This window comes from Sphingomonas sp. BL-S-05 (assembly GCF_055521695.1).
Genome location: NZ_CM145499.1, coordinates 2,947,644 through 2,964,064 on the forward strand (window position 1 = coordinate 2,947,644; position 16,421 = coordinate 2,964,064).

Genomic DNA, 16,421 nt, shown 5'->3' on the forward strand with positions numbered 1-16,421 from the left:
TTATGCAGGCCCGGCGGACCCCGGCGACGGTCTCACCGGTTATGGCCGGGAAATCGCGACGAAAGGACCAACATGCTCGAACATGTTCCGGGGTGGCTTGGCGCCCTGTTGCACAATGTCCGTGCGGGCGCATCGAAGCTGACGATCGTCGATCCGGCACTGGGCAGCTTCGCCAGCCTCGATCTCGCCAGCCTCGCCTTTGCCGATGGACAGCGGCTGCCCGAACGCTTCACCGCCGATGGCGAAGGCGTGTCGCCCCCGCTGCACTGGCGTGGCGTGCCCGCAGAGGCGACCTCGCTGGCGCTGATCGTCGAGGACCCCGACGCTCCCTCGACCCAGCCCCTCGTCCACGCGATCCTGTGGGATATCGCGCCCGGCGACGGCCAGCTCGCCGAAGGCGCGATCCGGCCCGATGGCGACGGCGATACGACGCACGGCGATGTCGGCCGCAACAGCTATCTACGCGAAGGCTGGCTGCCGCCCGACCCGCCGACCGGCCATGGCGAGCATCGCTACGCCTTCCAATTGTTCGCGCTCAAGGACGCGCCGCAACTCGACCCCAATCCGGGCCGCAGCGCGGTGGTCGAGGCGATGGCCGGCCGGGTATTGGCGGCAGGCCTCCTCACCGGCATCTATTCGCGCGGCGAACCGGCGGAAGTGGGACCGGTCGGGGCCACGGCGCCAGCCTGAAATCCTCCCCGGCACGGGGAGGGGGACCAGCCGCAGGCTGGTGGAGGGGGAGCGCCGCCAACACTTCGCTTGCCGAAAGCCCCCTCCACCACCGCTTCGCGGCGGTCCCCCTCCCCGTGCCGGGGAGGAATTACCTCAAACCGAGAACCGCTCGCGCAATGCCAGCATCGCCAACGCCGCCTTGGCCGCTTCGCCGCCCTTGTCCTTTTCGTCCTTCTTCGCCCGGGTCAGCGCCTGCGCCTCGTTCTCGACGGTCAGGATGCCGTTGCCGACCGGCACCCCTTCCAGCGACAGGTTCATGATCCCGCGCGCGCTCTCGTTCGACACCACCTCGAAATGATAGGTCTCGCCACGGATGATGACGCCTAGCGCGACGAACGCGTCATAGGTCTCGGCCGCATCGGCGATCGCGATCGCGCCGGGCACTTCCAGCGCGCCCGGCACGGTCACCGTCTCATGGTCATGCCCCGCCGCCTCGATCGCCGCCCGCGCGCCTTCGAGCAGCAAATCGTTCAGATGATCGTAAAACCGCGCCTCGACGATCAGCACCTTCGCCATATCAATTCTCCGTGATCGGCCGTTCGCCGACGATCTTCAGCCCATAGCCGTCCAGCCCGACCAGCGTGTGGTGGGTGTTGGTCAGCAGCACCATGTCCTCGACGCCCAGTTCGTTCAGGATCATCGCGCCGACGCCATAGTCGCGCAATTCCTCCATGTCGGGCACCGGCGCACCGCTGCGCGCATGGATCGCCAGCGTCAGGCCATCGGGCCGCGGCCGGTTGATGACCACGACGACGCCGGCACCCTCCTCGCCGATGATCCGCATCGATTTGCGCAGCAGCCCGCCCCGGTCGCCGCCTTCGCCGAACAGGTCGGCAAAGGGCGACAGCGCATGCATCCGTACCAGCGTCGGCTTGCCCGGATCGATCAGCCCCTTGACCAGTGCGACCTGCTCGCTGCCCGTCGCCTTGTTCCAGAAGGTCATGGCACGCCACTCGCCGCCCCACTCGCTCTCGAACACGGTTTCGGCGCGCTTGGTGACCAGATGGTCGTGACGGCGGCGATAGGCGATCAGGTCGCGGATCGTCCCGATCTTCAGGCCGTGGAGCTGCGAAAAGCCGACCAGGTCGTCCATCCGCGCCATCGTCCCGTCCTCGTTCATGATCTCGCAGATCACGCCCGAGGGGTTGAGGCCGGCCAAGCGCGACACGTCGACCGCCGCCTCGGTATGGCCGGCGCGCACCAGCACCCCGCCTTCGCGCGCGACGAGCGGGAAGACATGGCCCGGCGTCACGATCTCCGACGCTTCCTTGCTGGCGTCGATCGCCACCGCGATCGTCCGCGCGCGGTCGGCGGCGGAGATGCCGGTCGTCACCCCCTCGCGCGCCTCGATCGAGACGGTGAAGGCGGTTTCGTGCCGGGTACCGTTGTTGCGCGCCATCAGGTCGAGGCCGAGTTGCTCGACCCGCGATTTGGTCATGGCGAGGCAGATCAGCCCCCGCCCGTGGCGTGCCATGAAATTGACCGCGTCGGGCGTCGCCATCTGCGCCGGGATGACCAGATCGCCTTCATTCTCGCGATCCTCGTCATCGACCAGGATGAACATCCGCCCGTTGCGGGCCTCGTCGATGATCTCTTCGGGGGACGACAGGAAAGCGTGGCGGAGACCCGCCAGTTCAGCGTTGGCCACGGACTTGTTCCATTCGCATCAGATAACGGGCGAGCACGTCGATCTCGATATTGACCGACTGCCCTTGCGTGAGGCCCCCAAGCGTCGTGACCGCCTGGGTATGCGGGATCAGGTTGACGGTGAAGCGGGTGCCCTCGGCATCGTCCGCGACGTCGTTGACGGTCAGCGACACGCCGTCGATCGTCACCGACCCCTTGGTCGCGACGAACGGGCTGAGCGCGCGATCGATCGCGAAGGTCACGCGGGTCGAATCCTTGTCGCCCTCGGTCGCGACGACCGTGCCGACGCCATCGACATGGCCGGTAACGATATGCCCGCCCAGTTCGTCGCCCAACTTCAATGCGCGTTCGAGGTTCAGCGGACGTCCCGCGGCCCATTGATCGGCGGTGCGCGACACCGTCTCGCCCGACACATCGACCGCGAACCAGCCCGGCCCCTTGTCGACCACCGTCAGGCACACGCCCGAACAGGCGATTGATGCCCCCATGTCGATAGTGGTCGTGTCATAGGCGCAAGTGATCCGCACCCGCAGGTCGCCCGGCCCGTCGATCGATTCGATGCGCCCCACGTCGCTGACTATTCCGGTAAACACGCTTCGCTCCTCATCGTGGATCGTTCGGCAGCCACCGCGCCATTCCCGCGCGGGCGGGAGGCACCGGTCGGTCTATCGCTCGATCCTGACGCGCTCGTAGACTTCCAACCGGTCGCTGCCAAGCATCCGGGCGTCGTCCAGCCGCCATCGCCCGTGCGCCGCCGCCAGATCGGTCAGCCCGATATCGGGCAGCGTTCGACCATGACCGATCAGGATCGGCGCGCGGTACAGCAACAGCCGGTCGACCGCATCGGCGCGCAGGAACGCCGCCGCCGTCGCCGCCCCGCCCTCGACCAGCACATGGTCGCCCGGCAGCTCGGCCAGCGCCTCGACCCCCGGCAGCATCGTGAACCCGTCCATGGCTTCGCAATCGGCCGACAGTACCACTCGTTGCGGGCTGCGACCGGTCAGGCCGGGCAGCCGCACGTCCAGCTTCGGTCGGTCGATCTCCGCCGTACCGCGCCCGACCAGGATCGCTTCGTGGCGGCTGCGCTCGACATGGCCGTGCGCGCGCGCCCGTGGTCCGGTGATCCACTGACTCTGCCCGTCGGCACGCGATACCGCGCCATCGAGCGACAGCGCCAGTTTCAGCGTGACGAACGGCCGCCACAGCGCGCGCCGCGTCAGAAACCCGGCCATCGCCCGCGCCGCATCCTCGGCGCATACGCCGGCAACCACGCCGATCCCCGCCGCCTGCAACCGGGCGATCCCCCGGCCATTGGTCCGCGGGTCGGGATCGGTCAGGCCGATGACGACCCGCGCCACGCCGCTCTCGATCAGCAAATCGGAACAGGCCGGCCCCCGCGCCGAGACATGCGCGCACGGCTCCAGCGTGACATAGGCGGTCGCACCCCGCGCCCGATCGCCCGCCTGCGCCAGCGCTTCGGCTTCGGCATGCGGCCGCCCGCCCGTGCGCGTCCAGCCGCGTCCGACGACCCGCCCGTCCGCGACGATCACGCAACCGACATTGGGGTTGGGCGCGGTGCCCCCCCGCGTTCGCGCCGACAGCGTCAGCGCCGCGCCCATCCAGCGCGCATCCTCGCCAGACTGGTTCAGATGCCCCAGCTTTTCAGCTTGTCGTCGATCTTCTTCCACTCGGCCTGCCGCTTGGCGCGTTCGCGTTCGAACTCGGCCTCCTCGGCCTCCTGCTTGGCCTGGTCGATCTTCTGCTGGGCGATGATCTCCGCATCGGTGCGGTTCGCGGGCCAGCTTTCGAAATAGATGATGTTCGGCTTGTACGCCCGTTCGAAATAGGAATCGTGGACGAATGCCCAGCCGATCACCAGCACGACGCAGATCGACGCCAGCAGGAACCACCATTCATGCTTTTCGCGCGCACGGGCGAAATTCGCGAAATCGCGGATGGCATGGACCGGTGAGAAGAGGTGACGCAGCTTCACGCCGTCCAAGATAGGCGCGGGGGCGTATCTGCGCCAGCCCCCGGTGCCGCCTTCGGAAAAGGATGATTCACGCGAAGACGCGAAGGAGGTTGCGCCCGCGGCAAGCTGATCCGCGCCTTCGCGTGAACCCATTCATCTAGCCTTCAGCTATCCTGCATCGTGAACCGCACCGTCATCTGCCGCCAGCTTTCGGTCGCCACCCCGTCGCGCGTCGCCGGGCGGAAGCGCCATTTCGACAGCGCGCGCTTCTTCGTGGCTTCGAAGAACGCGTCGCTGGTCGCACGCACCGGTTCGATCGCGCTCACCCGCCCGTTGCTGCCGACCAGCACCCGGACGACGACTACCCCGTCGCGGCCAATATTGCGTTCGAACGCGGGATAGTCGGGCTGGAAATCGGCGCGATAGCGCGGGTCGACGCTCGCCTCGACCAGCACCGGCAGCGGCGTCGCGACCGTCACCGGCGTGCCGGTACCCACCCCGCTGGGCGTCGTCGGCAGCGGTACCGGCGGCGGCGGCGCGGGCGGAACGACGTCGGTGCTATCGATCATCGGCCCCGGCACCGGATAGGGCGCGGGCGGCACGACCGGCAGCGGCGCGGGCGCGGGATCGGTGACGACCCGCTCGACCGGCTTCACCTCGTCAGGGATCGGCGGGGGCGGCACTTCGATCGGGATGTTGGTCGTCGTCAGCGGCTTGTCGACCGGCCCGCGCATGACGGTCGTCGCCGTCATCATCGCCAGCGCCAGCAGGCCGCCATTGATCGCAATCGCAATCCCCAAGCCCACCGGGCTCAGGCCACGTTGTCCCTGATATGCCATGCCACCGTCCCTTCGATTCGTATCTCCTGCCGTCCAGTCGGCTGATGCGATGAGATACCCTATCGTCGGGTCTGTAAAGCTGACGTGCGCGTCAGCTTCGCAACCGTTCCAACGCCCGTTCGCGACCGATCAGCGGCAACAGCGCCGCCATGTCCGGTCCATGGTCCATGCCGGTCAGCGCGCGGCGCAGCGGCAGGAACAGTGCCTTGCCCTTGCGCCCGGTCTCCGCCTTCAGCGTGGCCGTAAGTCCGGCCCACGGATCGCTCCAGTCCAGCCCCGCCGCGACTTCCGCCGCGCGCGCCAGGAACGCCCGATCCTCCTCCGCCACCGGTAGCGCCTCGACCGGCCCGGTCACCACCCGCCACCAGTCGGCGGCATCCGCCACCCGCTCCAGATTGCCGCGCACCGCCTCCCACGCCGCCGCATCCATCCCCGCGGGCAGCTTGTCCGCCACCCGTTCGAACGGCAACTGATGCACGATCCGCGCATTGACCTGCGCCAGTTCCGCTTCGTCGAACCGTGCCGGGGCGCGTCCGAACCGGGCGAAATCGAACGCATCGATCAACGGTGCCGGATCGACCACCGCCTCGACCGGATCGCTGGTCCCCAGCCGCGCCAGCAGCGCGACGACCGCCTCCGGCTCGATGCCCTGTTCGCGGAAATGCTCGACGCCCAGCGACCCCAGCCGCTTCGACAGCTTGCCCTCGTTCCCGACCAGCAGCGCCTCATGCGCGAACTGCGGCGGCACCGCCCCCATCGCCTGAAACATCTGCATCTGCGTCGCGGTATTCGACACGTGATCCTCGCCGCGCACGACATGGGTCACCCCCATATCGGCATCGTCGATGACCGAGGGCAGCAGATACAGCCACGACCCGTCGGCGCGCCGCACCACCGGATCGGACAGCAGCGCCCCGTCGAACCGCTGCGGCCCCCGCACCATATCGTCCCATTCGATCGGCGCCGCCTCCAGCCGGAAGCGCCAGTGCGGCCGCCGCCCCTCTGCCTCGAACCGCGCCCGGTCGTCGTCGCTCAGCTTCAGCGCCGCGCGATCATAGACCGGCGGCAACCCCCGCCCCGCCAGAATCTTGCGCCGTAGGTCCAGCTCCTCGGGCGTCTCATAGGCCGGATAGATCCGCCCGCGCGCTACCATATCGGCGAACACCGCCTCGTACCGGTCGAACCGCGCCGACTGCCGCTCCTCGCCATCGGGTACCAGCCCCAGCCACGCCAGATCGCGCCGGATCGCCTCGACGAACCGCTCCTCGCTGCGCTGCGCGTCGGTATCGTCGATCCTGAGCAGGAACCGCCCGCCCGCCTTCTTCGCGAACATCCAGTTGTGGAGCGCGGCGCGCAGATTGCCGATATGGAGGAAGCCGGTCGGGCTGGGGGCGAAACGGGTGACGGTCATGGGCTGCCCAATCGCCCATTTGTCGCATCGGCGCAAACGCGGGCGTCACATGGGTTTCACAATTCGTCCGCGCGCTCTATGGCGCACCCATTCTTTCCATCATGGATACGGGCGCACCCATGAAGCTGCTGGCGGGCAATTCCAACCTTCCCCTGTCGACCGCGATCGCGGACTATCTGGAAATCCCGCTGACGAAAGCCAGCGTGCGCCGCTTCGCCGACGAGGAAATCTTCGTCGAGGTGCTGGAGAATGTCCGCGGCGAGGACGTGTTCGTCGTTCAGTCGACCAGCTATCCGGTCAACGACAACCTCATGGAAATGCTGATCATGATCGACGCGTTGAAGCGCGCGTCGGCGCGGCGCATCACCGCGGTCATCCCCTATTTCGGCTATGCGCGGCAGGACCGGAAGCCCGGCCCCCGCACGCCCATCTCGGCCAAGCTGGTCGCCAATATCGTGACCGAGGCCGGCGCCGACCGCGTGCTGTGCGTCGATCTCCATGCCGGGCAGATCCAGGGCTTCTTCGATATCCCGACCGACAATCTCTATGCCGCGCCGGTCATGTCGGAGGATATCAAGACCCGCTTCGGCGAACACAATCTGATGGTCGTCTCGCCCGACGTCGGCGGCGTGGTCCGCGCCCGCAGCCTCGCCAAGCGCCTGCACAACGCCCCCCTCGCCATCGTCGACAAGCGTCGCGAACGCGCCGGCGAATCGGAAGTGATGAACATCATCGGCGATGTCGAGGGTCGCTTCTGCGTCCTGATCGACGATATCGTCGATTCGGCCGGCACGCTGTGCAACGCCGCCGCTGCGCTGAAACAGGCCGGCGCGGTCGGCGTCGTCGCCTATTGCACCCACGGCGTCCTGTCGGGCGGCGCGGTCGCCCGGGTCGAGGCATCGGCGCTCGAAGAACTGGTGATCACCGATTCGATCGGCAACCATGACGTGATCGCGCAGGGCAAGAAGATCCGCCACCTGACGATCGCGCCCTTGCTGGCCGAAGCGATCCGCCGCATCGCCGACGAATCGTCGGTGTCGAGCCTGTTCGACTGATCGGTGATCCTCCCCGTTCACGGGGAGGGGGAAGTCCGCAGGTCGGTGGAGGGGCGTGCCTCGGACGCAACGCCCGCGCGTGCCCCTGCCGTCGCGCAAACGCCTTCCTCCACCTCCTGCCCGGCGACCGCATCCTCAAGGGCTGATCCAGCCGACCAAAACGTCATCCCAGCGCAGGCTGGGATCTCCCGGTGATGGCGCGGAACAAGAGCCGCGCGAGGCCCCAGCCTTCGCTGCGGCGACGTTCCGGTTGGCAGGATCGGACACCAGCATATCCCAGTCTGCACTGGGATGACGCCGGTTCGACGTAACGGGCTTCAGAGCCTGTAACCGATCAATGGATATCCGGCGCGTCGGGCGAGGTCTGCGACGGCGCCAGCTTCGTGTTCAGCACCCAGCCGACATTGTCGTTTTCATCGGCGACCTCCCAGAACAGCCCGTTCTTGTTGCCGGTCGGATAGACGATGCTGCCGACCGGCAAGGTGCGGATGACCTTGGCGGAGGCGACCGCCGATGCCCGCATCGCCACCGGCGCCTGCGCGGTGAAGGTCTTGGCCGGGGCGGCCTGCGCCGTCCCTTCCGCGCCGGGTCGGACGAGGCCGAGGCCGTTGACCATCTTGGCATAGGCCTGAATGAACGACAGGGTTACGATCCGGCCGATATCGGTATTGTCATATCCGCCGCCGACCGCGCCGGCCACGGCAAAGAACCCGCCCCCGCCCAGCGAGATGTTGTTCTTCGCGGCATAGCCGTCTTCGGTCGCGATCGTTTCGGTCGTGCGGACGTTGGTCAGCGACAGCACCGTGTTCGCCTCCATCTTCTTGCTGCGAAGTCCGCCGATCAACCCGCCGACGCGCCCGCCCAGCAATCCGCCGATCCCGCCGGCAATACCGTTGCCACTGACATTCGAATTGGCGCCCTGCACCTCGGCGACGAGCACATAATCGGCGGCCTTGATCTGCCCCTGCCCGACATTCGATCCGCGTTGCAGGCCCAGATTGCCGCCGATCGCGCGCTCTCTCTCGGCGGCGTTCAGCCCGCTGCCGCGATCGATGATATTGAAGCAGCCGGACCGGGCGACCAACACCTTCAGCAGCTTGGACGGCGGCGCGAGGTTCCATGCGGTCCAGTAAGACGAATTGTCGCCATCGACGATCGAAACGGTGCCCAGTTTGCGGGTGCAGCGCGGCACGTCGTTCGCCGTCTGCTCCTGCAACCGTTGACCGGACGACGGCTTGGCCAGTTTCTGCGCGATGGCGGGCGTTGCGGATGCGAAACTGGCAGCCACCATCGCGGCGGCGATCAAACGCGTCTTCACTGCTGTTCTCCCCTTCGCTGGACGCGAGTGGGACGGATCGACCGGACCGCCCGCAACGCGCCGTTCAAAGCGGGACGAACCGGTAATGCGTACAACAGTATTCGGCAATATCGCGAGACGATCGTGACCATGTCATCCACGATGCCCGACCATTCAACGCGATTATATCCTATCGGATTTCTGCCCGTTGAAGATGATGGCAAGAATGCCCAAGCACCTGCATTCTTTGCAGAATTATTTTATTCGGGTCCGGGCGGGAAACAGGTCGACATACGCTGTGGATCGGCGTCACCTCGACTGGCTTCATCCTGGCCAGTTCCGAAACCTTCGACCAATACCGATAGGAAACAAATAGTTAGTTCACGGGTCGCCAGGTCGATCGAAGGCCCCCGGCTATTCGGGAGTCTTTTTTGCACCCAACGGCACGTCGACGACCTTCAACTGATACCGCCCCGGCGGCAACAACAGCGCGACATCCTCCCCCGGCCGGATCGCCACCCGGTCCATCGGCACCGATGCGTCGCTCTCCCCGACCGGCCGCGCCTCGACGATCCGCCAACCCTTGCCCGGACGCAACGCCTTGGGGATCGACACCACCCGGTCGCCTGCCGCCACGCGCCATGCCGGACGCCCGCGCACGAACTGTGCCGTCGGATGATCGACGATAAGGTCGAACATCCCGACAGGCTCATCGGTCGGTAACTCGACCAGCCGATCCTTCGTCGCCCCGCCCCGACAGATGGTCTGCGACACCGTCAGCGGATCGATGCCGGTCAACGCCTTCAACCGGGTCGCCATCCACTTCTGACCGTTCTTCAATGGCACTTCGGTCGCGTGCGAATAGCCGACATACACAAGCAGTTTGGCTCTGGGATGCGCGGCGATGTAATCGGCAAGTTGCTTGGCCTGTGCGGTCTCGCGCTGGGTGATGCTTTCCTCTAGCGACAACTTCGGCGTCGAAGGGCCAAACTGCTCTTCGTGGGCGAAGAGACGATAACCTAGCGCCTTTGCCGTACGGCCCAACCGCCCGAACCCAGCCTCGGACAGATAATATCCGTCCATGTCCTCGAAGAACGGCTGAGCAGGGCGCGTGCGATACGGCGGCACGAATTGATCTGGCATCGGGTTGCTAAGCGTCTCCATCGCCAGCGTATCATATCCCAGCGGACGCAGCGCGCGGGCGACCCGCGCCGAAAATCCGCGATGTTCGGACCGTTCATGGCTTTCGTTGACGATGACCACCGACGTCTGGCGTGCACGTTGCACGATCACGTCGATCGGATCGCCCGCCCCCGCGATCGGCTGACATGCCTTCGGCTTGATGTCGCTACTGGTCGCGGCGATCAGGTCCTCGCGGCCGTACATGCTCAGCGTCTGTCCTGCCATGTCGTCGGCCAGCGGGCGGGCCGGATCGATTTCCGCGAGCGACCGGATTTTGTAATCGTCCTTCGAGATCGGCGCTGCGGCGATCGACGCCGGCGGAACCAGGGTTATCCGCCCGGCACATCCCGACGCCGACATGCAAAGGATCAAGGCCAAGGAGCGGGAAAGGACAGCGCGCATGCCGCAGGCTAGATCGCCAAAAAGACGTATACCATAGCCTTTCGAACGGGTCCGAACCGAATCGGATCAAGCTACTCCGTCCCACACCAGCTTCACGCCGACCACGATCATTAGCACATAGATCGCGGTATAGAATCGCCGCGCCGCCACCCGCCGCACCAGCCACACCCCCGCCACCGTCGACACGATCGCCACCGGCAGCAGCAACGCCGCCGTCGCCAGATTGGCGGGCGTGAACTGCCCGAGCGCCAGATAGGCCGGCACCTTCAGCCAGTTGACCGCCGCAAAGAACAGCGCGGTCGTTCCCACCAGCACATCGCGCGGAAGTTGACGCGGCAGCACCCATAGCTGGAACGGCGGCTGTCCGGCATGGGCGATCTGGCTGGTAAAACCCGATGCCACACCGAACAGCGTGCCGACCCAGCCGGGCGAGGACCGTGCGACCGGCATCCCATGCCGTTCGGTCCATAGCCGCCACAGTCCGAACGCGATCGAAATCCCCCCGACCAGCGCCAATACCGCCGAAGGTTGCACGCTGCTGGCAAAACGATAGCCAAGCAGGATGCCGATCCCGGCGCCGGGCAGCATCCATCCGATCACACGCCAGTCGATCGTCCGCCGGAACGCCCAGACGCCGACCACGTCCTGCACGATCAGGATCGGCAACAGGATCGCCGCCGCGCGCACCGGATCAACTGCCAGTGCCAACATCGGCAGCGACAATGCGCCCATGCCCGAAAAGCCGCCCTTGGCGAGGCCCAGCATCACCACCGCCGGCACCGCCAGCGCATAGAAGAACGGATCGTCGATCACCGCGTCAGTCGCGCCGTTCGCCCAATGCCTGCGCGATGCGGAACAGCGCCAGCACCCCGACCGCCAGTACCGCGACCAGCGCCAGCACGGCATAGGTCAGTACCTCCAGCCAGCGCGCGACGGCACGGGTGGCGTCGGCCTGTCGCGCGGTCGCGATGCTTTGCGGCGTTTCGATGCGGGGCGCGCCGGTCGTGAACGGCGCAGGCGGGGTCGCGGGCACCGGCTTGCCGGTGCGCGGATCGACCCGCTGCACCGCGCCGGTGTCAACTTCCGCGCCGGAACGCGACGTTCCGCCATCGGTCGACATGGTCGCGACCGCCCCGACCATTGCCAGCGTCGCGAAGATCGCCAGCGCCCATGACAGCGCGCGTGCCTGCCAGCCCTCCGGCGTCATGGATGCTCGACGGGGTCGTGGGTCCGGGCGGTCGCGGCGCGCACCCCGGCATTGCCGCGCCGCTTGAGTTCGGCCTTCAGTTCTTCAGGCTTTGGCGCCCACAGAAATCCGAAGCTGACCGTGCCCTGCTTGGTCTCGACCGCATGGTGCAGCCGGTGGGCGGAGATGATCCGCTTCATATAGCTCGACTTCGGCAGATAACGGTGCTGCAGCCGGCGATGGACGATGATGTCATGGAAACCGAAATAGATCGCGCCATACGCGGCGATGCCGGCGCCGATCCAGATCGTGCCCGGCCACCAGCCCCATTGCACCCCGCCCAGCAGCAGGACGATCGACGGAACCGCGAAGATCGCGGCGTACAGGTCGTTCCACTCCCAATTGCCGTGGCGCGGGCGATGGTGGCTGGCATGCAGGAACCAGCCCGGCCCGTGCATCAGCCAGCGATGCGCGACATAGGCGAACCCTTCCATGAAGATCACGGTCGCGACGAAGATCAGGATGCCGATTGCCCAGTGCATCGCGCGCATATAGCGGCTCGGACGGGACATTGCGACGCCATTGCGGGGGCCTATGGCAAATCGCGATCGGTAGATCCTGCGCCCCCTCGCCCCGGAGCGCAAGGTAAAGCACCTGCGACGCAGTTGCATTAAGGTCGATTTGGGCTGGATTTGGCCTCCGGCATGTGCTCTAGGCGTGGCAACTTTGCCAACTTACAGACACCCACCCGAGAGGCGGAAGGCGAATCCATGAACATTCACGAATATCAGGCCAAGGAACTGCTCGCGAAGTTCGGCGTGCCGGTGCCCGCCGGCTTCTCGGCGATGAGCGTCGAGGAAGCGGTCGAGGCATCGTCGAAGCTGCCCGGACCGCTCTATGTCGTGAAGGCGCAGATCCACGCCGGCGGCCGCGGTAAGGGCAAGTTCAAGGAACTCGGTCCGGATGCCAAGGGCGGCGTCCGCCTCGCCAAGACCGCCGACGAAGTCCGCGCCCACGCCACCGACATGCTCGGCAACACACTGGTCACCATCCAGACCGGTGACGCGGGCAAGCAGGTCAACCGGCTGTACGTGACCGACGGCGTCGACATCGCGAAGGAATTCTACCTCGCGCTGCTCGTCAACCGCGCGACCGGCCGGGTCTCGATGGTCGCCTCGACCGAAGGCGGCATGGACATCGAAACCGTGGCGCACGACACGCCCGAAAAGATCCATTCGATCGACATCGACACCGCAACCGGCTTCATGCCGCATCACGGCCGCGCCGTCGCCGCCGCGCTCGAACTGACCGGCGACCTCGCCAAGCAGGCCGCCAGCGTCGCGTCGAAGCTGTATGACGCGTTCCTCGGCACCGATGCCGAGCAGATCGAGATCAACCCGCTCGCCGTTACCGAAGACAACAAGCTGGTCGTGCTCGATGCGAAGGTCGGTTTCGACGGCAACGCCATGTTCCGTCACAAGGACCTGATGGAACTGCGCGACACCACCGAAGAAGACGCGATGGAGCTGGAGGCGTCGAAGTACGACCTCGCCTACATCAAGCTCGACGGCGATATCGGCTGCATGGTCAACGGCGCCGGCCTCGCCATGGCGACGATGGACATCATCAAGCTGAACGGCATGTTCCCGGCCAACTTCCTCGACGTCGGCGGCGGCGCCAACAAGGAAAAGGTGACCGCGGCGTTCAAGATCATTCTCGCCGATCCGGCGGTGAAGGGTATTCTCGTCAACATCTTCGGCGGGATCATGAAGTGCGACATCATCGCGGAGGGCATCGTCGCCGCCGCGAAGGAAGTGAACCTGTCGGTGCCGCTGGTCGTCCGCCTCGAAGGCACGAACGTGCAGGCCGGCAAGGACATCCTCGCCAATTCGGGCCTGGCGATCGTTCCCGCCAACGACCTCGGCGATGCCGCCAAGAAGATCGTCGCGGAAGTGCAGAAGGCGGCCTGATCGCCCGCTGCCTGTGACGGATAAAGGGGTCCGGGCGGAAACGTCCGGGCCCTTTTTCGTTGGGGGGACAGGGCGATTCGCGCTAGGGTCGCTGCCTGCCGCTACGGCGTCCCGGCGTTTCCATACCGGACTTGCGAAACCCACGCAGAACCGCCACAGAAACCCGCGATGCCACCGCGCAAAACGTTTTGAGAGGGAGTGCCCATGAAGGTGCTGGTGCCGGTCAAGCGTGTGCTTGATTACAATGTGAAGCCCCGCGTGAAGGCGGACGGGTCGGGCGTCGACCTCGCCAACGTCAAGATGAGCATGAACCCGTTCGACGAGATCGCGGTCGAGGAAGCGATCCGCCTGAAGGAAAAGGGCGTCGCGACCGAGATCGTCGTCGTCTCGATCGGCGAACAGAAGTCGCAGGACACGCTGCGCACCGCCCTCGCCATGGGTGCCGATCGCGCAATCCTGATCACAAGCGACACCAAGGTCGAGCCGCTCGGCGTCGCCAAGCTGCTGAAGGCGGTGATCGACGAGGAGCAGCCGCAGCTGGTGATCCTCGGCAAGCAGGCGATCGACGACGACAACAACCAGACCGGCCAGATGCTGGGCGCGCTCACCGGCTATCCGCAGGGCACCTTCGCCAGCAAGGTCGAGGTGTCGGGCGACACGGTCAACGTGACGCGTGAGGTCGATGGTGGGCTGGAGACGGTCGCGCTCACCCTGCCTGCAATCGTCACCACCGACCTGCGCCTCAACGAACCGCGCTATGCCTCGCTGCCCAACATCATGAAGGCCAAGTCGAAGCCGCTCGCCGCCAAGACCGCCGCAGATTACGGCGTCGACGTCACCCCGCGCCTGACGACGGTCAAGGTCGAGGAACCGTCGAAGCGGCAGGCGGGCGTGAAGGTCGCCGATGTCGACGAACTGGTCGGCAAGTTGAAGACTCTGGGAGTGGTCGCATGAAGACGCTGGTTTGGGTCGAACATGACGGGCAGTCGGTCAAGGACGCGACGTACGCGGCGATCACTGCAGCCGGAAAGCTGGGCGAGGTCGAGTTACTGGTCGCCGGCCAAGTCGTCGATGGCGTCGCACAGGCCGCCGCGCAGATCGCCGGCGTCGCCAAGGTGCTCGTAGCCGACGACGCAGCCTATGCGCACAACCTCGCCGAAAATGTTGCGCCTTTGGTCGTCGAGCTGATGGGCAGCCATGACGCGTTCGTCGCCGCCGCAACCACCACCGGCAAGAATATTGCGCCGCGCGTCGCCGCGTTGCTCGACGTCATGCAGATCAGCGAGATCCTGTCGGTCGAGGGGCCGGACAGCTTCACCCGCCCGATCTATGCCGGCAATGCGATCGCGACGGTCAAGACCAGCGATCCCAAGCTGGTGCTGACGGTGCGCGGCACGGCGTTCGACAAGGCGGAAGCGACCGGCGGCTCGGCTGCGGTCGAAGCCGTCACCTCGACCGGTGACAAGGGCGTGTCGAGCTTCGTCGGCGCTGAAATCGCCGCGTCGGAACGCCCCGAGCTGACCAGCGCCAAGATCATCGTCTCCGGCGGTCGCGCGCTCGGATCGGAAGAACAGTTCCACGCGCTGATCGATCCGCTCGCCGACAAGCTGAACGCAGCGGTCGGCGCGAGTCGTGCGGCGGTCGATGCCGGCTATGCCCCCAACGACTATCAAGTCGGCCAGACCGGCAAGATCGTCGCGCCCGAAGTCTATATCGCGGTCGGCATTTCCGGTGCGATCCAGCATCTGGCGGGCATGAAGGATTCGAAGGTCATCGTCGCCATCAACAAGGACGAGGATGCGCCGATCTTCCAGGTCGCCGATGTTGGCTTGGTCGGCGATCTGTTCACCGCGGTGCCGGAGCTTACCGCAAAGCTTTGAGGCACGCAGCGACGCTGCACGCCGGTGCGCAAGGGACAAAGTCCCGAGCGCACAAGGCAGCGACGGTCGGCGTCGCCAAAGCGACGACCGCCGACGCGGGATTTACGCCCGCGTCGGCGGTTGTCGGGAGAGTCCGTCTGATCAAGCGCTGCCCCTCAAGGTCAGCGTCAAGCAAATGCCCTGAAACAAACGCACCATGAATCCTCCCCGGTACGGGGAGGATCGGTCGCTCAAAGCCTTCAAGCAGCTCCTACGGCGCGACCGCCACCGGCAACGGCACCGCAGGATCGAGCGGGATCGCCACCCGCTTGGCGCGGTCCTCCTTCGACGGCTTACCCTTCGCTCCGCCCACGACATCGCCGAGCAGCTTGAAGAAATTGGTCGCCTCGCCCGATACTTCGCAGCAGCTCTTCGGATCGATCAGCTTACCAACAGCGCGGACGAGGAACGTGCCCCCACCGAGGATATCGACCCCTGTCGTGCAGCCTTCCGACTTGGTTGCGCACGGGCTGGCTGTCGCGCCCATCACCCCGCGCCCATCGGCATAGGGGTTCGACGCCAGCGGCCGGTCGGGCGGCGTACGCTCCGATGGCAGCGGGATCCGTGGTGTCCGTGCCGCCTCGCCGCACACCAGAATTTCGTCGTCCTGCGAATTGCGCCGCTGCGACGCGCACGGATCGACGAGGATCGAGATCCGTTCGGGCGGTGCCGGGATCGCTCGGGCGGGCGTCGCGGCCTGACCGGCCAGCAGCAGCAACAGGGCAACCATCGGCGCATCTCCCATCGGCCATGCAGCAAGCGCATGGGGGTATCCCGCTGTAGCACTTGTCGCCGTCCGACGCGACGCG

The 16,421-nt window shown here is 66.3% G+C and carries 18 protein-coding genes; 5 read left to right on the forward strand and 13 right to left on the reverse strand.

Features of this window, described 5'->3' with window-relative positions:
• Positions 1–72 precede the first annotated feature (72 nt).
• On the forward strand, positions 73–690 hold the full coding sequence (locus ACZ1JS_RS13750) for a YbhB/YbcL family Raf kinase inhibitor-like protein (protein WP_465166554.1): 618 nt from the start codon (positions 73–75) through the stop codon (positions 688–690).
• Positions 691–825: 135 nt separating this feature from the next.
• On the opposite strand, the gene ribH is transcribed toward ACZ1JS_RS13750, so the two are convergent.
• The 7 genes from ribH to gltX all read right to left on the reverse strand — a co-directional run bounded on the left by ribH (position 826) and on the right by gltX (position 6,601).
• Positions 826–1,248, reverse strand: a complete 423-nt coding sequence (gene ribH / locus ACZ1JS_RS13755; RefSeq protein ID WP_440488615.1) for a 6,7-dimethyl-8-ribityllumazine synthase — start codon at positions 1,246–1,248, stop codon at positions 826–828.
• 1 nt (position 1,249) lies between these two features.
• Entirely contained in the window at positions 1,250–2,380 is a 1,131-nt protein-coding gene (gene ribB, locus ACZ1JS_RS13760) for a 3,4-dihydroxy-2-butanone-4-phosphate synthase (RefSeq protein WP_242119624.1), read from the reverse strand.
• A complete protein-coding gene (locus ACZ1JS_RS13765) occupies positions 2,367–2,972 on the reverse strand; it encodes a riboflavin synthase (protein ID WP_465166555.1) in 606 nt (201 codons plus the stop codon). Before ACZ1JS_RS13765 ends, ribB begins: the two co-directional genes overlap by 14 nt.
• A gap of 72 nt (positions 2,973–3,044) precedes the next feature.
• The gene (gene ribD, locus ACZ1JS_RS13770; RefSeq protein WP_465168700.1) at positions 3,045–3,998 is read right to left on the reverse strand and encodes a bifunctional diaminohydroxyphosphoribosylaminopyrimidine deaminase/5-amino-6-(5-phosphoribosylamino)uracil reductase RibD; all 954 of its coding nucleotides are present in this window, start codon (positions 3,996–3,998) and stop codon (positions 3,045–3,047) included.
• Positions 3,999–4,024: 26 nt separating this feature from the next.
• Entirely contained in the window at positions 4,025–4,372 is a 348-nt protein-coding gene (locus ACZ1JS_RS13775; RefSeq protein ID WP_465166556.1) for a hypothetical protein, read from the reverse strand.
• A gap of 143 nt (positions 4,373–4,515) precedes the next feature.
• Positions 4,516–5,190 carry a TonB family protein gene (locus tag ACZ1JS_RS13780; RefSeq protein WP_465166557.1) on the reverse strand — a complete coding sequence of 225 codons (675 nt, stop codon included), beginning with the start codon at positions 5,188–5,190 and terminating at the stop codon, positions 4,516–4,518.
• 91 nt (positions 5,191–5,281) lie between these two features.
• Positions 5,282–6,601 (reverse strand): glutamate--tRNA ligase, encoded by a 1,320-nt coding sequence (gene gltX, locus ACZ1JS_RS13785; RefSeq protein WP_465166558.1) that lies wholly within the window; start codon positions 6,599–6,601, stop codon positions 5,282–5,284.
• A gap of 119 nt (positions 6,602–6,720) precedes the next feature.
• Here gltX and ACZ1JS_RS13790 point away from each other — a divergent pair, with 119 nt between their 5' ends.
• On the forward strand, positions 6,721–7,656 hold the full coding sequence (locus ACZ1JS_RS13790; protein WP_056458326.1) for a ribose-phosphate pyrophosphokinase: 936 nt from the start codon (positions 6,721–6,723) through the stop codon (positions 7,654–7,656).
• Between the two features lie 334 nt (positions 7,657–7,990).
• On the opposite strand, the gene ACZ1JS_RS13795 is transcribed toward ACZ1JS_RS13790, so the two are convergent.
• The 5 genes from ACZ1JS_RS13795 to ACZ1JS_RS13815 all read right to left on the reverse strand — a co-directional run bounded on the left by ACZ1JS_RS13795 (position 7,991) and on the right by ACZ1JS_RS13815 (position 12,295).
• On the reverse strand, positions 7,991–8,947 hold the full coding sequence (locus tag ACZ1JS_RS13795; RefSeq protein ID WP_465168701.1) for a CsgG/HfaB family protein: 957 nt from the start codon (positions 8,945–8,947) through the stop codon (positions 7,991–7,993).
• 420 nt (positions 8,948–9,367) lie between these two features.
• Positions 9,368–10,495 (reverse strand): hypothetical protein, encoded by a 1,128-nt coding sequence (locus ACZ1JS_RS13800; RefSeq protein ID WP_465166559.1) that lies wholly within the window; start codon positions 10,493–10,495, stop codon positions 9,368–9,370.
• Positions 10,496–10,603: 108 nt separating this feature from the next.
• Positions 10,604–11,350 carry a sulfite exporter TauE/SafE family protein gene (locus tag ACZ1JS_RS13805; RefSeq protein ID WP_465166560.1) on the reverse strand — a complete coding sequence of 249 codons (747 nt, stop codon included), beginning with the start codon at positions 11,348–11,350 and terminating at the stop codon, positions 10,604–10,606.
• 4 nt (positions 11,351–11,354) lie between these two features.
• Complete coding sequence (locus ACZ1JS_RS13810) at positions 11,355–11,744, reverse strand: hypothetical protein (RefSeq protein WP_465166561.1); 390 nt, start codon at positions 11,742–11,744, stop codon at positions 11,355–11,357.
• Positions 11,741–12,295 carry a sterol desaturase family protein gene (locus ACZ1JS_RS13815; protein ID WP_465166562.1) on the reverse strand — a complete coding sequence of 185 codons (555 nt, stop codon included), beginning with the start codon at positions 12,293–12,295 and terminating at the stop codon, positions 11,741–11,743. The genes ACZ1JS_RS13810 and ACZ1JS_RS13815 overlap by 4 nt, the downstream gene beginning before the upstream one ends.
• Before the next feature lie 198 nt (positions 12,296–12,493).
• Between ACZ1JS_RS13815 and sucC the strand changes: the two genes are divergently transcribed.
• The 3 genes from sucC (at position 12,494) to ACZ1JS_RS13830 (ending at position 15,573) form a co-directional block, all read left to right on the forward strand.
• The gene (gene sucC / locus ACZ1JS_RS13820; RefSeq protein WP_345877218.1) at positions 12,494–13,693 is read left to right on the forward strand and encodes an ADP-forming succinate--CoA ligase subunit beta; all 1,200 of its coding nucleotides are present in this window, start codon (positions 12,494–12,496) and stop codon (positions 13,691–13,693) included.
• A gap of 204 nt (positions 13,694–13,897) precedes the next feature.
• On the forward strand, positions 13,898–14,647 hold the full coding sequence (locus tag ACZ1JS_RS13825) for an electron transfer flavoprotein subunit beta/FixA family protein (protein ID WP_465166563.1): 750 nt from the start codon (positions 13,898–13,900) through the stop codon (positions 14,645–14,647).
• Entirely contained in the window at positions 14,644–15,573 is a 930-nt protein-coding gene (locus ACZ1JS_RS13830) for an electron transfer flavoprotein subunit alpha/FixB family protein (RefSeq protein WP_465166564.1), read from the forward strand. The genes ACZ1JS_RS13825 and ACZ1JS_RS13830 overlap by 4 nt, the downstream gene beginning before the upstream one ends.
• Positions 15,574–15,823: 250 nt before the next feature.
• Here ACZ1JS_RS13830 and ACZ1JS_RS13835 read toward each other — a convergent pair whose 3' ends face one another.
• Positions 15,824–16,342, reverse strand: a complete 519-nt coding sequence (locus ACZ1JS_RS13835; protein WP_465166565.1) for a hypothetical protein — start codon at positions 16,340–16,342, stop codon at positions 15,824–15,826.
• Between the last annotated feature and the right edge of the window lie 79 nt (positions 16,343–16,421).

Coding starts and splice junctions, on each gene's coding strand:
- ACZ1JS_RS13830 (WP_465166564.1), top strand. CDS start 14,644: ATGAAGACGCTGGTTTGGGTCGAACATGACGGGCAGTCGGTCAAGGAC.
- ACZ1JS_RS13825 (WP_465166563.1), top strand. CDS start 13,898: ATGAAGGTGCTGGTGCCGGTCAAGCGTGTGCTTGATTACAATGTGAAG.
- ribH (WP_440488615.1), bottom strand. CDS start 1,248: ATGGCGAAGGTGCTGATCGTCGAGGCGCGGTTTTACGATCATCTGAAC.
- ACZ1JS_RS13800 (WP_465166559.1), bottom strand. CDS start 10,495: ATGTCGGCGTCGGGATGTGCCGGGCGGATAACCCTGGTTCCGCCGGCG.
- ACZ1JS_RS13810 (WP_465166561.1), bottom strand. CDS start 11,744: ATGACGCCGGAGGGCTGGCAGGCACGCGCGCTGTCATGGGCGCTGGCG.
- ACZ1JS_RS13795 (WP_465168701.1), bottom strand. CDS start 8,947: ATGGTGGCTGCCAGTTTCGCATCCGCAACGCCCGCCATCGCGCAGAAA.
- ACZ1JS_RS13835 (WP_465166565.1), bottom strand. CDS start 16,342: ATGGTTGCCCTGTTGCTGCTGCTGGCCGGTCAGGCCGCGACGCCCGCC.
- ACZ1JS_RS13780 (WP_465166557.1), bottom strand. CDS start 5,190: ATGGCATATCAGGGACAACGTGGCCTGAGCCCGGTGGGCTTGGGGATT.
- sucC (WP_345877218.1), top strand. CDS start 12,494: ATGAACATTCACGAATATCAGGCCAAGGAACTGCTCGCGAAGTTCGGC.
- ACZ1JS_RS13815 (WP_465166562.1), bottom strand. CDS start 12,295: ATGTCCCGTCCGAGCCGCTATATGCGCGCGATGCACTGGGCAATCGGC.
- gltX (WP_465166558.1), bottom strand. CDS start 6,601: ATGACCGTCACCCGTTTCGCCCCCAGCCCGACCGGCTTCCTCCATATC.
- ACZ1JS_RS13790 (WP_056458326.1), top strand. CDS start 6,721: ATGAAGCTGCTGGCGGGCAATTCCAACCTTCCCCTGTCGACCGCGATC.
- ribD (WP_465168700.1), bottom strand. CDS start 3,998: ATGGGCGCGGCGCTGACGCTGTCGGCGCGAACGCGGGGGGGCACCGCG.
- ACZ1JS_RS13750 (WP_465166554.1), top strand. CDS start 73: ATGCTCGAACATGTTCCGGGGTGGCTTGGCGCCCTGTTGCACAATGTC.